Genomic DNA, 13,548 nt, shown 5'->3' on the forward strand with positions numbered 1-13,548 from the left:
CCCACGGGGTGCGCGCGGGGGTCAGGTCGTGGCGACCCGCTGCGCCCCCGCGTAGACGTTCATCGTCTCCCCGCGCAGGAAGCCGACCAGGGTGACCCCGGCGTCGTCGGCCAGCTCGACGGCGAGCGAGCTCGGCGCCGACACCGCGGCGAGCATCGGTACGCCGGCCATCACCGCCTTCTGCACCAGCTCGAACGACGCCCGCCCGGACACCATCAGCACCGTGCCCGCGGCCGGCACCCGCCCGTCGAGCAGCGCCCACCCCAGCACCTTGTCGACGGCGTTGTGCCGCCCGACGTCCTCGCGCGCCACGAGCAGCTCCCCGTCGGCGGTGAACAGGCCCGCGGCGTGCAGCCCACCGGTGGAGTCGAACAGTCGCTGGGCCGCGCGCAGCCGGTCCGGCAGGGCCGAGAGCAGGGACGGGGTGACCGTCAGTGGGTCGGCGGCGGGGGAGAAGCGGGTCTTGAGCCGGACCGCGTCGAGGCTGGCCTTGCCGCACACCCCGCACGAGGACGTGGTGTAGAAGTTGCGTTCGATGCTCGTGTCCGGCGGCTCGACGCCCGGCGCCAGCGCCACGTCCAGGACGTTGTAGGTGTTGCGGCCGTCGGCGTCGAAGGAGTCGCAGTAGCGCGCCGTGGCGATGTCGGCTGCGGCGCCCAGCACGCCCTCGGTGAGCAGGAACCCGTGCGCCAGCTCGACGTCGTGGCCGGGGGTGCGCATCGTGACCGACAGCGGCCTGCCCCCGACCCGCAGCTCCAGCGGCTCCTCGGCGGCCAGGGTGTCGAGCGTGTGCTGCGCACCGTCGGGTCCGATCCGGACGACGGGTCGTCGGACACTCAGGCGGCCCATGGACGTCCTCTCGCTGCGCGGCGGCCGTCAGCGGACGCGACGGCCGGTCTCCGCACAGGAGTACCCACCCAGGGCCTCGACATGTTCCCGGAACCCGTCCTGCTGTAGCAGGTCCCACAGCGGCGCCAGGAGGTCGTCATCGACGGTGGACGCCCGCAGCACGAGGTCGTAGGGCTCGCGCGCGACGGGGACGAAGTCCAGACCGAACGCGCGCGCCGCGGCCAGGATGCCCATCCCGGTGTCGGCCCGCCCGGCCGACACCGCAGCGGCGACGCCCAGGTGGGTGTGCTCCTCCCGGGAGTAGCCCGACACCCGCGCCGGGTCGAGGCCGCGCCGCCCCAGCTCGTGGTCGAGCAGGGCCCGGGTGCCCGCGCCGCGCTGCCGGTTGACGTAGCGCAGGCCCGGGCGGACGAGGTCGTCGACGCCGGTGAGGCCCAGCGGGTTGCCCGGGGCGACGATCAGTCCCTGGTCGCGGTGCACGAGCCGGACGACGGCGACGTCATCCGTGAACAGCCGGTCGACATACGGCAGCGTGTACTCGCCGGTCGCCGGGTCGAGCAGGTGCGAACCGGCGACGTGGCACAGCCCGTCACGCAGCGCCGCCAGCCCGCCCAGCGACCCGACGTTGGACGACGCGAGGGTCACCAGCGGGTCGGCGGCCCGCAGCCGGGACGCGGCCACGTCCAGGACGAGGTCGTGCGAGCCGATGGCGACGATCGTGCGGCCGATCTCGTCGAGCCCGCGCAGCAGCTCCACGCGCACCCGCTCGCCCGCGTGGTGGCCCTCCACCCCCGAGGGGACGACGAGCAGCCCGTCGGCCCGCACCAGCGAGGTGAGCACCCCGGCGCCGCGGGGCAGCGGGGTGGCCACCACGTCGCCGCCGACGTGGCCGAGCCGGACCCGTACCCAGTCGTCGGAGCCGATCGACGAGGCGAGCTTGCGGGCCATCCGGGCGGTCGTCGTCGGGCGCTCGCGCGGTGCGGCGCCCTCGAGCGCGGCGAGCAGGGGCGCGGCGAAGATGTCGAAGGTCAGCGACGCCGAGACGGGGTAGCCGGGTGCGCCGAGCACCGGGGTGGCGTCGACGACGCCGAGGACCACCGGGTGCCCGGGCCGCACCGCCACGCCGTGCACGGCCAGCGTCCCGGCCGCCGCGACGACCCGGGCGGTGTAGTCGTCGCGCCCGGCGCTGGACCCGGCGACCAGCACGACGAGGTCGGCCTCCGCCGCGGCGGCGCGCACCGCCGCGGTGATGGCGGCCGGGTCGTCGGCCACGATGTCGTGCACCCGCGCGGCGCAGCCCAGCTCGCGGGCCTGCGCGGCGAGCATCAGCGAGTTGGTGTCGAGGATCTGGCCCGTCGCGGGTTCGGTGCCGACCGGGACGATCTCGTCCCCGGTCGGGACGACGGCCACCACCGGACGGCGCCGCACCCGCAGCTCGACCGCCCCGGCCGCGGCGCAGGCCGCCACGTCGACGGGCCGCAGCCGGTGACCCTGCGGCAGCAGCAGCTCGGTGGCGCCGATGTCCTCGCCGATCGAGCGGACGTGCTGGTAGGGCGGGACGGCCGCCCGCAGCTCGGCCCGCCCCCCGGTGTGGTGGACGTGCTCGCGCATCACGACGGCGTCGTAGCCCTCGGGCAGGGGGTCGCCGGTGTCGACGACCGCGAAGTCGTCCAGCAGCACCGGAGCGGTCTCGGCCGCGCCGACGGTGTCGGCCGCGCGCACGGCGATGCCGTCCATCCCGGCCGAGTCGAACGCGGGCGACGAGCGCCGCGCCCACACCGGCTCCGCGGTGACCCGGCCCACGGCGTCGCCGACGGGCACCCGGACGCCGTCGACGCGCTGCGGGCAGCCGGCGTCGGCGCAGGCGGCCCGCCAGGCGGCCGCGGCCTCCGCGGCCGGGACGTCTGAGACGAACGGGCTCGCGGGGGTCACGGGCCGACGGTAACCCGGCGGCGGGTGCCCCCACCGCCGGGGTGATCGCCGCGCGGTCCCGCGGTCACCGGTAGAGGGTGACCTCGACCTCCGCGCCGGCGTCCAGCCCGGTCGCCGGTTCCCCGACGACGACGCAGCCGTCGGCGCGCGTCAGCACCGACAGCAGCGCGGATGGCCCGAAGACGGGTTCCGCCACGCCGTCGCGGACCGTCACCTGCACGACGTCGAGCCGCCCGGCGGCCGACGGCACGTCACGGGCGAGGCGGGCCCGGACCGTCGGCTCCGGGGGTGGGGCGTCCGCGCCGGCGAGCCGCCCCACCAGCGGCACCCCGACCAGGCGGAACACCACCAGCGCGGAGAGCGGGTTGCCCGGCAGCCCGACCACGGGCACGCCCGCGCACTCGGCGAGCAGCGTCGGCTTCCCGGGCTTGACGGCGAGGCCGTGGCACCAGATCTCGCCCAGCGCGGCGACGGCGCCCGCGGTCTCGTCCCGCGCACCGACCGACGACCCCGCGGAGACGACGACGAGGTCGGCGCCGGGCAGCACCTCGCGCAGGACGGCCTCCAGGGCCCCCGGGTCGTCCGGGACGATCCCGGCGTACACCGGCTCGCCGCCCGCGTCGCGGACCAGCCCGGCGAGCGCGGACGCCGTGGCGTCGCGCACCTGGCCGGGCCGCAGCGTGGCCGTCGACGGCGCCACCACCTCGTCACCCGTGGAGATGATCACGACGCGCGGCCGGGCGTGCACAGCCAGGTCGACGACCCCGGCCGCGGCGAGCAGGCCCAGGTCGGGGGCGCGCAGCGGGCGGCCCGCCGGCACCAGGTCGGCCCCGGCGGCCACGTCCTCGTCGGCGCGGACCAGGCCCGCCCCCGGCGCCACCGGCCGGGTCACCTCGATGGTGCCGGGCATCGTCTCGGCGGTGAACTCGACCATGACGACGGCGTCGGCGCCGTCGGGCAGGACCCCGCCGGTCGGCATCGCGACGCACCGCCCCGGCCCGACCTCGACGCCGGGTGCGGCGCCCATGAGCACCGCCCCGGCGAGGTCGAGGTAGGACGGCAGGCCCTCCGAGGCGCCGTAGGTGTCGGCGGCCCGCACGGCGAACCCGTCCACGGTCGACCGGGCGAACCCGGGCAGTGCCGCGGGCGCCCGGACCGGCGCGACCGGGACCCGGTGCAGCGCGTCCGCCAGGGGGACCGTCTCCGCGGGCGTGCGCCGCGCGGGCCGGAAGCCGGCCAGTGCCTCGGCGACGGTGCGGGTGCGGAAGAACTCCCGTCCCGTCACCGGGGCGCGCGGACTCGGTCGCACGGATGTCCCGACTCGCGGGTGGGGGGTGGGGTCATCGGTCGGGCTGGCCCGGTTCGCCGCCGGGTTTGGGCTGATCGCGGGCCGCGGCGCCGCCCTTGTCCAGACCCAGCACGCTCACCACCGGGCCCAGCGCCACCTGGCCCAGGCCGCAGATGCTCGTCTTGCGCATGGCCTCCTCCAGCCGCAGGATCTGCGCGCGCTCGTCGTCGTCGACCGTGCTGCGACCCTCCAGCAGGGCGTGGGCCTTGGTCGAGCCGACGCGGCACGGCACGCACTTGCCGCACGACTCGTCGCGGAAGAAGCGCAGCACGTTCGTCGAGGCCGCCAGCAGGTCGGTGCCCGCGGCGAGCACGACCAGCGCCCCCGAGCCGAGCATGGTGCCCGCCTCGGCGGCCGTGCCGAAGTCCAGCGCCAGGTCGAGCCGGTCGGGGCCGATGAAGTTCGACGACGCGCCGCCCGGCTGCACCGCCCCGACCTCGCGCCCGCCGCTCACCCCGCCCGCCAGCTCGATCAGGGTGCGCACGGTGGTGCCCATCGGCACGCAGTACACGTCGGGCCGCTCGACGTGCCCGGAGACGGCGAAGAACTTCCAGCCCACCGACTCCCCGGCACCCTGGTCGACCCACCACTGCGCCCCGCGCTCGACGATCACCGGCACGTCGGCGAAGGTCTCCACCGAGTTCATCAGGGTGGGGCGCCCGTGCAGGCCGTAGTTGCCGGGGAACGGGGGCTTGTTGCGCGGCTCGCCGCGGTGGCCCTCCATGCACTCCAGCAGCGCGGTCTCCTCGCCGAGGATGTAGCCGCCGGGGGAGACGAACACGTCGACGTCGAGGCGCCGGCCGCTGCCGCACGCGTCCGGGCCGACGATCCCGGCCGCCCGCAGCGCGTCGATCTCGGCGCGCAGCACGTGCTCCTCCGGCCCGTACTCGTGCCGGATGAAGACCCAGCCCTCCTGCGCGCCGACCACGGCCATGCCCAGCAGCAGCCCCTCCAGCACCAGGTGCGGCTGGGTGGCGAGGATCTGCCGGTCCTTGAACGTGCCCGGCTCGGACTCGTCGGCGTTGCAGATCACGTACTTGACGCTGCCCGGCTGGGTGCCGCGGACCAGGTCCCACTTCTGCCCGGTGGGGAAGCCCGCTCCGCCCATGCCGCGCAGGCCCGAGTCCTTCAGCGCCGTGACGACCGCGTCCGCGTCGAGCTCACCGGCCAGCAGGCGGCGCAGCGTGGCGTAGCGCTGCGCGACGCCGGAGCCCGCCGGGTAGGGGTCGTTGGGCCACGGCTCCTCGCGGGTCCGGGCGGGGGCGTCCCCGACACCGCTCCCGCGGGCGTCGGCCACCAGCGCGTCGACGTCGGCGAGCGCGGCGGGCCGCTCGTTCACCGCCACCGCGGGTGCGACGTCGCAGCGGCCCAGGCAGGAGACCTCGACCAGCTCGACGTCCGCCTCGTCCCCGTAGCGCTCCCGCAGCGTGGCGATCTTCTCCTCGCCGCCCTGCAGCCAGCACGGCAGGTCGTGGCAGGCGTGCAGCGCGACCGGTGCGGGGGGTGAGGTGCGGAAGTGCGGGTAGAACGAGATCAGGCCCTCGATCTCGTAGCGGGGCCGACGGGTGTCGCGGGCCAGCTGCTCGAGCTCCTCCCGGGGCAGCCACCCCAGCCGCGCCTGGATCGCGTTCAGCGCCGGGATGAGCGAGGGCCCGGGGAACTTCCCGGCCCGCGCCTCCACACCGGGGACCTTGCGCGCCCGGACCTCGGCCGCGCGCTCGGTCACCTCCGCCGTCACCTCGGCACTCACAGAACCTCCACCTGCACCGCGCAGAACTTGAACTCGGGGATCTTGCCGTAGGGGTCGATCTCGTCGATCGTCAGCAGGTTGGCCGCGGCCTCCCGGAAGTGGAACGGGATGAACACGTTGCCCAGCTGCTCGCGGTGCGAGATGCGGACCACCAGCTCGATCTGCCCCCGCCGTGAGCGGGTGCGGACCCGCTGCCCGTGCGCCAGCCCGCGGTCGGCGGCGTCCTTGGGATGCATGTAGACCTCGGCGATCGGGGAGATCGCGTCGAGGGCGAAGCTGCGCCGCGTCATCGATCCGGTGTGCCAGTGCTCCAGCAGCCGCCCGGTGTTGAGCACCAGCGGGTACTCGGCGTCGGGCAGCTCCTTGGGCGGCAGCCACTGCGCGGGCACCAGGTGGGCGAGGCCGTCGTCGGTGTTGAACTTCTCGTCGAACATCACGATCGTGCCGTCGGTGTGCTCGGGATCGGCGTTGGGGTAGAGCTTGCCGGTGAGCCCGAGGTTGTCGTAGGCGAGGTTCGCGTACGACGGCATGAGTGCGACCATCTCGTCGAAGACCTCGCTCGGGCTCGTGTAGTGCCAGTCCAGGCCGAGACGCCGGGCGATGTCCTGCTCGATCTCCCAGTCGGGCCGGGCCTGGCCGGGCGGGTCCATCACCTTGCGGCCGAGCTGCACGCGCCGGTCGGTGTTGGTGTAGCTGCCGTCCTTCTCCAGGTAGGAGGTGGCCGGGAGGATCACGTCGGCGAACTCGGCGGTCTCGGTGAGGAAGATGTCCTGCACGACGAGGAAGTCGAGCGCGGACAGCGCCTTGCGCACCTTGTTGATGTTGGGGTCGGACAGGAACGGGTTCTCCCCGAGCATGTACATCCCGCGCACGCCGCCGGGCTGCAGCACCGAGCCGATGATCTCGGTGACGGTGAGGCCGCGGTCCGGGTTGAGCGCGGTGCCCCACGCCTCCTCGAAGCGGGCCTGGGTGGAGGCCCGGTCGACGCCCTGGTAGTCGGGGTAGAACATCGGGATCAGCCCGGCGTCCGAGGCGCCCTGCACGTTGTTCTGCCCGCGCAGCGGGTGCAGCCCGGTGCCCGGGCGCCCGACCTGCCCGGTGATCGAGCACAGCGCGATCAGGCAGCGGGCGTTGTCGGTGCCGGTGGTGTGCTGGGAGATCCCCATGCCCCAGTAGACGACCGCGGCGCCCGCCTCGCCCCACAGCCGCGCGACCTCGCGGATGGTGTCGGCGTCGACGCCGGTGATCTGCGCGGCCCGCTCCGGCGGGTAGTCGGCCACGGTGGCGGCCAGCTCGTCGTAGTTCGAGGTGCGGGCGGCGACGAACTCCCGGTCGACGTGCCCGTTGCGGATGATCTCGTGCATCACCGCGTTGTAGAACGCCACGTCGGTGCCCGGCTTGAGCTGGACGTGGACGTCGGCATGCTCGGCCACCGTCGACGCGCGCGGGTCCACGTAGACGATCTTCGTGCCGGCACGGCGGGCCTGCTTGAAGAAGCTCGACGCGACCGGGTGGTTCGCGGTCGGGTTGGAGCCGGTGATGATCACGACGTCGGCGTTGACGACGTCGCCGTAGGTGGTGGACACCGCGCCCGAGCCGACGCCCTCGAACAGCGCCGCCACGCTGGAGGCGTGGCACAGCCGGGTGCAGTGGTCGATGTTGTTGGTGCCGAAGGCGGTGCGGATGAGCTTCTGGAAGAGGTAGGCCTCCTCGTTCGAGCACTTCGCCGAGCCGAAGCCGGCGATCGCGCCCGGCCCGCCCTCGGCGTGCACCTCCTTGAGGCGGCGTGCGACGAGGTCGAGCGCCTCCTCCCAGGTGGCCTCGCGGAAGTGCGGCAACACCTCGTCGTAGTCGACCAGGCCGCCGGGCTTGCGGTTGCCGCCGCGCTTGTCGCCCGGCTTGCGCTCGCTGCGGTTCCCGCCGTCGCCACCGCGGCCGCGGTCGTTGTCCGTGGCCTGCTTGCCGGTGCCCTCGCCGCGGACGTCGGCCGAGAGCGGGCCCTTGGGGTAGGAGCCCTCCACCCGGATCAGCGGCACGGTGAGGCGCTGCGGGGAGGCGGCGTAGTCCCAGCCGTAGCGGCCCTTGACGCACAGCCTGCTCTGCGAGCCGGGCTGGTCGCGGCCCTCGGCGAAGGAGATCGCGCCGCGCTCGCGGTCGACGTAGTAGGTCAGTGCGCAGCCGACACCGCAGTACGGGCACACCGAGTCGACGGCGTCGAGCTCGGAGCGGGGCCGGATCGGGATGTCGCGGATGGGCTTGTTCGTCAGCGCGCCGGTCGGGCAGGCCTGCACGCACTCCCCGCACGTGACGCACGAGCTGGCGCCCATCGGGTCGTCCAGGTCGAACGCGATGCGCGTGCCGTAGCCCTTGCCGGTGCGGCCGATGACGTCGTTGCCCTGGATGTCGTCACAGGCACGCACGCAGCGGTCGCACAGGATGCACGCGTCGTGGTTCACGTCGATGACCGGGTTCGACGAGTCGGTGCCCCGGCCCGACCCGCACGGCAGGGCGGTGTCCTCGCGGGACACGTCGAAGCCGTCGGCCAGCGCGAGGAGCAGGTTGTCGCCGGTGGTGGTCTGCTTGGGGTCCTCGGCGCGCGGGGGCTGGTCGGACACCAACAGCTCGGTGAGCACGGCGCGACTGCGCTCGAGCTCCTCCGAGGTCGTCACGACCTCCATCCCGTCCTCGCAGGGCCGCACGCACGCGGCCGCGAACACCCGGCCGCCGGTGTCGACCACGCACATCCGGCACACGCCGACCGGGTCGTAGCGCTCGTCGTGGCACAGCACGGGGATGTCGATGCCGGCCCGCCGCGCGGCGTCGTAGATCGTCGTGCCCTCGGGGACGGTGACCTCGCGCCCGTCGATGGTCGCCTCCACCGTGGGCACGCGGGTGGCGGCGGGCGGCTCGTGCAGGGCGGTCATAGGGATCCCCCGATCGACGGCGATGCGGAGGTCCGACCCTAGTTGACCCCACGGGGATCGGCTGCCCCCACGACCGCCACGTCGTCACGACGTGCCGGGCACCCGAGGGGGGCCGGTCACGCCGGGTCGGCCGGCTGCGGGTCGGCCGGGTGCGGGTCGGGCAGGAGGAGGTCGGGCAGGGCGGCGGGGTCCGGGCGGCCGGCGGCGTCGAGGCCGCGGGCGCGGTAGTAGCCGTCGACCATGGCCTGCAGGGTGGTGGCGGTGAGCGTCGCCGCCCGGCCCGAGGCCAGCTGCAGCGGGGTCCGCAGCATCCGGGCGGGCAGCGTGTCGTCGGCCGCGGTCGCGCCCGCGCGCAGGTTGAACACCCGTTTCGCCAGCACGATCCGCCGGGCCGTCGCGCGCAGCTCGTCGGCGTCGACGTCCCAGCCGGTGACGGGCCGCAGCAGCGCCGCCCACTCGTCGAAGGGCTCGGTGAACACCCCGCGCAGGAACTTGCACAGGATCATCGAGTCCATCACCGCGGCGCGGTCCTCGGTGGCGACGGCGGCGGCCACGTGCGGGTCGCCGCCGTCGAGACGGTCCAGCTCGCCGGAGAGGTCGGCCTCGTAGGCGCCGGAGCGGTTGTGGTCGGCGCCGCGGGAGTTCACCGCGAGCCCCAGCGCCATCGCCTGCAGCGTGCGCGGCTCGTAACCGGGCAGCTCCAGGCCCTTGACCTGGGGGGCGAAGTCGATCGAGCCGCCGCCGACGACCCCCGCGGCGTGCCGGGAGCCCTGCGCCAGCAGCTCGCCGACCCCCGAGCGGGACCCGATGAGGTCCAGGGCCCGCAGCAGCGCGGCGCCGTCGCCGAACCGCAGCCACGGCGCGTCGAGGAGCCCCCGTTCGGCGCACTCCATCGCCCAGGCGATCGTGCCGCCCGCGGAGATCGTGTCGATGCCGAGCTCGTCGCAGCGGGCGCTGGCCGCGAACACGTCGTCGGGGTCGGACACCCCGCACATCGGGCCGAGCGCGAACACGTTCTCGTACTCCATGCGCTGGCTGCCGCCGCCCTTGCGCGAGTAGATGTGCTCGCAGCCGATGGAGCACGACGCGCAGCTGTTGCGGGCCACGCCGCGCAGCTCGTGCAGCTCCTCGGCGGCGAGGCGGTGCGCGCCGTCGAAGGTGGCGGCGGTGAAGTTGCGGGTGGGCAGGGTGGAGACGGCGTTGAACGCGAGCAGGTTGGCCAGCGTGCCGAGCTCGCGGTACTTCTTCGTGGCCGGGCCGAAGCTGCGTTCCCGCAGGTCACGGGCGGCGGCGAGGACGGCGGGCGCGTCGGCGACGGCGGCCTTCGTCCCCGCCCGAACCAGCACGGCCTTGAGGTTCTTGGCCCCGAGCACCGCGCCGAGCCCGCCGCGCCCGGCGTGCCGTCCGTCGTGGCTGATCGTGGCGAAGCGGACGCCGCGTTCGCCCGCCGGGCCGATCGCGGCGCTGTTCCAGCCGCGGCCGAACCGGGCCGTCAGCGCCGTCTCGGCGTCGGCGGCGGGCAGCCCGGCCAGCTCGGGGCACGGTTCCAGGCGTACGCCGTCGGCGTCGACGAGCACCACCGACAGCTCGTCGGCGCGGCCGCGCACCACGATCGCGTCGTGCCCGGTGAGCTTGCCCGCGATGGCGAACCGGCTCGACGCCAGCGCGTCGGTGAGCAGCCCGGTCAGCGGGGACCGGGCGACCACGGCGAACTTGGCGCTGGTCGTCAGCGGGGTGCCGACCAGCGGGGAGAAGACGAACGCCAGCGGCGCGGCCGGGGCCAGCGGGTCGGTCCCTGGCGGGGCGAGCCGGTGCAGCAGCCAGGTGCCCAGCCCGACGCCGCCCAGGTAGCCGCGCAGGACCCGGTCGTCGAGCTCGAGGGCGGTGCCGGTGGCCGTGCTCCCGCCGACGTCGACGACGAGCGCCCTCCCGAAGTACCCACCGGCCACCATGGGGCCGACTGTAGGCTCACCCGCCCGCGTCGGCCGACAGGAAGGCGACGCCGTCGCCGGCCACCAGCGGCAGGCCCGGGTCGCGGGTGATCCGGTCGCCGTTGAGGGCGGCGACGACGTGGCGGTCCAGCTCGAGCCCGACGGCCGCGGCCGCCGAGCCCAGCGTGGCGACGTGCAGGGTGCGCGGCCCGCGGCGACCGGCACCGGCGAGTGCGCCGAAGCACTGCACCTGCACCGGAGCGGGTTCCCGGCGCCGGGCCTCGGCGTAGTCGGCGGGCTCGTTGACGTTGACGACCGAGTCCAGCGCCGGATCCAGCCGGGCGACGTCGGGGTCGGCCAGCAGGTCGGCGTCCTCCAGCCGGGCCACCGTGCAGTGCTCGTAGAGCATCCCGGGCCGGCTGCGGCCCTGCGCGATGAGCGAGGTGATCAGCGGGGCGAGCCCGGTGCGGTACCCGGCGGCCAGCGGCTGGCGGAAGCCCCGCGCGAACGGCAGCGCCACGTCCGTGCCGGGCCCGGCCAGGCCCGCCAGCACCCGCCGGACGAACGCGGGGTGCAGGAACGGCATGTCGGTGGAGCAGACGAACGCCGCCGCCGCGCGCCCGTCCAGTGCGGTGAGCCCGGTCGCGATGCCCTGCATCGGCCCGACGCCCTCGACCGGGTCCTCCACCACCTCGACGCCGGCGGGCAGGTCGGGCAGCTCCTGGTCGGGGGAGGCGACGACGAGCACCGGGCCGGGGACCGTCCGGGCCAGCAGCGCCGTGGCGCGGTAGAGCAGCGTGGAGCCGTGCCACTCCAGCGCGGCCTTGGACGTCCCCATCCGCGACGACCGCCCGCCGGCCAGCACGAGCCCCGCCGCGCCGTCCCCGTCACCCACGCGGCGATCGTAGGCGGCTCGCGCACGACGCCCGGGTCCGGCACACGGGTCAGGCACACGGGTCCGGCACCGGTGGCGGACCCCCGCGGCGGGTAGGAGCTACCCGGCCGCCGGGGTGACCGTCCCGGAGCGGGTGGCGTCGTAGCCGCCCAGCGCCGTGACCGCGGCCCGCAGCGGTGCGCCGTGCAGGGCCGCGACCAGGGGTGCGGCGGCGTCGAGCGCGCTGCCGGGCAGCGCGATGTCGTAGTCCTCCCAGGCGACCGGCAGGAAGTCGAGATCGAGGTCGGCGGCGGCCGACCGCACCCCGAGCCCGACGTCGACGGTGCCGGTGGCGACCGCGAGCGCGACCTCGAGGTGGGTGCCCAGCTGCGGGCCCCGCACCGCGTCCGGGTCCTCGCCTGCGTCGAGCAGGAGGCGGTCGAGCAGCACCCGGGTGCCGGTGCCCGGCCGCCGGGCGGCGACCCGGTGGCGCACCAGTCCGGCGAGGGTGACGCCCGCGGGGTTGCCGGGTGCCACGATGAGGCCCTGCTCGCGGCGCCACAGGTGGACGAGGTGCGGGTCGAGGCGCCGCAGCAGGCCGCGGGCGAACGGTGCGTTGTAGACGCCGCTGTGGTGCAGCAGGTGGATGGCCGCGCCGTCCGCACGGCCCTGCCGCACGGCGGCCAGGCCGGCGAAGCTCCCCTGCCCGGTCAGGGTCCGCACCCGCCCGGCGAGCGTGCGGGTGACCAGGTCGAACGCGGGGTCGTCGCTGCCGGCCAGGGTGAACACCGACTCGGCGTGCAGGAACCGGCGCGCGGCGACGGCGGCGTCCGCGGTGAGCCGGGCGCGGCGGCGGTCGGCCAGCTCCAGGACACCGGCCTCGGCGAGGTGGCGCTGCGCGCGGCTCACCGTCGACGCCGTGGTGCCCCACTCGCGGGCCAGCTCGCGCACACCGGGCAGCTCGTCGCCGGGGCACAGGTCACCGGACCCGGCGCGGCGGGCCAGGGCGGTGCAGATCTCCCGGTACCGGGTCACGGGAGGGCACTCTAGGCTCGGGCCGGTCTGCACTGCTCTGAGATGGTTCAGAAAGAGGCACCGTGGCCGGTCGTGCCGTGCTCGCGCTGGTCGTCGCCGCGCTCGCGCTCACGGGATGCGGGGCCGCTCCCTCCGCGGAGCGGTCGCTGATCCTCGCCACCACCACGAGCACCCAGGACTCGGGCCTGCTCGACGAGCTGCTCCCCGCCTTCACCGCCGCCACCGGGTGGCAGGTGAGGACCGTGGCCGTCGGCAGCGGGCAGGCCATCGAGCTGGGCCGCCGCGGCGAGGCCGACGTGCTGCTCGTGCACTCGCCCGCGGCCGAGGAGGAGCTCGTGGCCGAGGGCACGGCGGGGCAGCGGCGGCTCGTGATGCACAACGACTTCGTGCTGCTCGGGCCCGCGGCCGACCCGGCCGGGATCCGCGGCGTCACCGCGGTCGAGGCCGTGGCCCGGATCGCGGCGGCGCGCGCGGTGTTCGTCTCCCGAGGCGACGACTCCGGCACGAACGCCGCGGAGGACGGGCTGTGGTCCGCCGCGGGCGTCGCGCCCGGCGGCACCTGGTACCAGGAGACCGGGCAGGGCATGGGGGAGACGCTGCGGGTGGCGAGCGAGCTGGGCGGCTACACGCTCTCCGACCGTGCCACCCATCTCGCCCAGCGCGACACGCTGGCGCTCGAGGTGCTCGGCGAGGGCGACCCGGGCCTGCTCAACGTCTACCACGTGATCGAGATGACGACCCGGGCCGGTGACCGCGTGCAGCCCGACGGCGCCGCCGCGTTCGCCGGCTGGATCGTCTCCGCCCCCGCCCAGGAGCTCATCGGCGGGTTCGGCACGGCCGAGTTCGGGCAGCCGCTGTTCACCGCCGACGCCGGGCGGAACCCCGCGACCCCGGGCGGCTGACGG

The 13,548-nt window shown here is 75.5% G+C and carries 9 protein-coding genes; 1 reads left to right on the plus strand and 8 read right to left on the minus strand.

Annotated elements, in window-relative coordinates; genetic code table 11:
- Positions 1-21: 21 nt before the first annotated feature.
- The 8 genes from fdhD to PHY01_RS01115 form a co-directional block, all read right to left on the minus strand.
- Entirely contained in the window at positions 22-849 is an 828-nt protein-coding gene (gene fdhD / locus PHY01_RS01080; protein WP_141276259.1) for a formate dehydrogenase accessory sulfurtransferase FdhD, read from the minus strand.
- 27 nt (positions 850-876) lie between these two features.
- Positions 877-2,781, minus strand: a complete 1,905-nt coding sequence (locus tag PHY01_RS01085) for a molybdopterin biosynthesis protein (RefSeq protein WP_141276260.1) — start codon at positions 2,779-2,781, stop codon at positions 877-879.
- Positions 2,782-2,845: 64 nt separating this feature from the next.
- On the minus strand, positions 2,846-4,066 hold the full coding sequence (locus tag PHY01_RS01090) for a molybdenum cofactor synthesis domain-containing protein (RefSeq protein WP_141276261.1): 1,221 nt from the start codon (positions 4,064-4,066) through the stop codon (positions 2,846-2,848).
- Positions 4,067-4,121: 55 nt separating this feature from the next.
- Positions 4,122-5,879, minus strand: coding sequence for an NAD(P)H-dependent oxidoreductase subunit E (locus tag PHY01_RS01095; RefSeq protein WP_218029952.1), 1,758 nt, complete (start codon positions 5,877-5,879; stop codon positions 4,122-4,124).
- Positions 5,876-8,803, minus strand: coding sequence for a formate dehydrogenase subunit alpha (gene fdhF / locus PHY01_RS01100; protein WP_141276262.1), 2,928 nt, complete (start codon positions 8,801-8,803; stop codon positions 5,876-5,878). The genes PHY01_RS01095 and fdhF overlap by 4 nt, the downstream gene beginning before the upstream one ends.
- Positions 8,804-8,919: 116 nt before the next feature.
- Positions 8,920-10,755, minus strand: a complete 1,836-nt coding sequence (locus PHY01_RS01105; protein ID WP_141276263.1) for an aldehyde ferredoxin oxidoreductase family protein — start codon at positions 10,753-10,755, stop codon at positions 8,920-8,922.
- A 16-nt stretch (positions 10,756-10,771) separates the two neighbouring features.
- Positions 10,772-11,629, minus strand: a complete 858-nt coding sequence (locus PHY01_RS01110) for an NTP transferase domain-containing protein (protein WP_218029953.1) — start codon at positions 11,627-11,629, stop codon at positions 10,772-10,774.
- 99 nt (positions 11,630-11,728) lie between these two features.
- Complete coding sequence (locus PHY01_RS01115) at positions 11,729-12,643, minus strand: GntR family transcriptional regulator (RefSeq protein WP_141276264.1); 915 nt, start codon at positions 12,641-12,643, stop codon at positions 11,729-11,731.
- Between the two features lie 62 nt (positions 12,644-12,705).
- Between PHY01_RS01115 and PHY01_RS01120 the strand changes: the two genes are divergently transcribed.
- Entirely contained in the window at positions 12,706-13,545 is an 840-nt protein-coding gene (locus PHY01_RS01120; RefSeq protein WP_141276265.1) for an ABC transporter substrate-binding protein, read from the plus strand.
- The last annotated feature ends 3 nt before the right edge of the window (positions 13,546-13,548 follow it).

It is taken from the genome of Pseudonocardia hydrocarbonoxydans, assembly GCF_006539565.1.
Classification (GTDB): Bacteria; Actinomycetota; Actinomycetes; order Mycobacteriales; family Pseudonocardiaceae; genus Pseudonocardia; species Pseudonocardia hydrocarbonoxydans.

What these genes read in the sequence shown, in the direction of transcription:
- PHY01_RS01105 (WP_141276263.1), bottom strand. Translation starts at nt 10,755, where the DNA reads ATGGTGGCCGGTGGGTACTTCGGGAGGGCGCTCGTCGTCGACGTCGGC.
- fdhF (WP_141276262.1), bottom strand. Translation starts at nt 8,803, where the DNA reads ATGACCGCCCTGCACGAGCCGCCCGCCGCCACCCGCGTGCCCACGGTG.
- fdhD (WP_141276259.1), bottom strand. Translation starts at nt 849, where the DNA reads ATGGGCCGCCTGAGTGTCCGACGACCCGTCGTCCGGATCGGACCCGAC.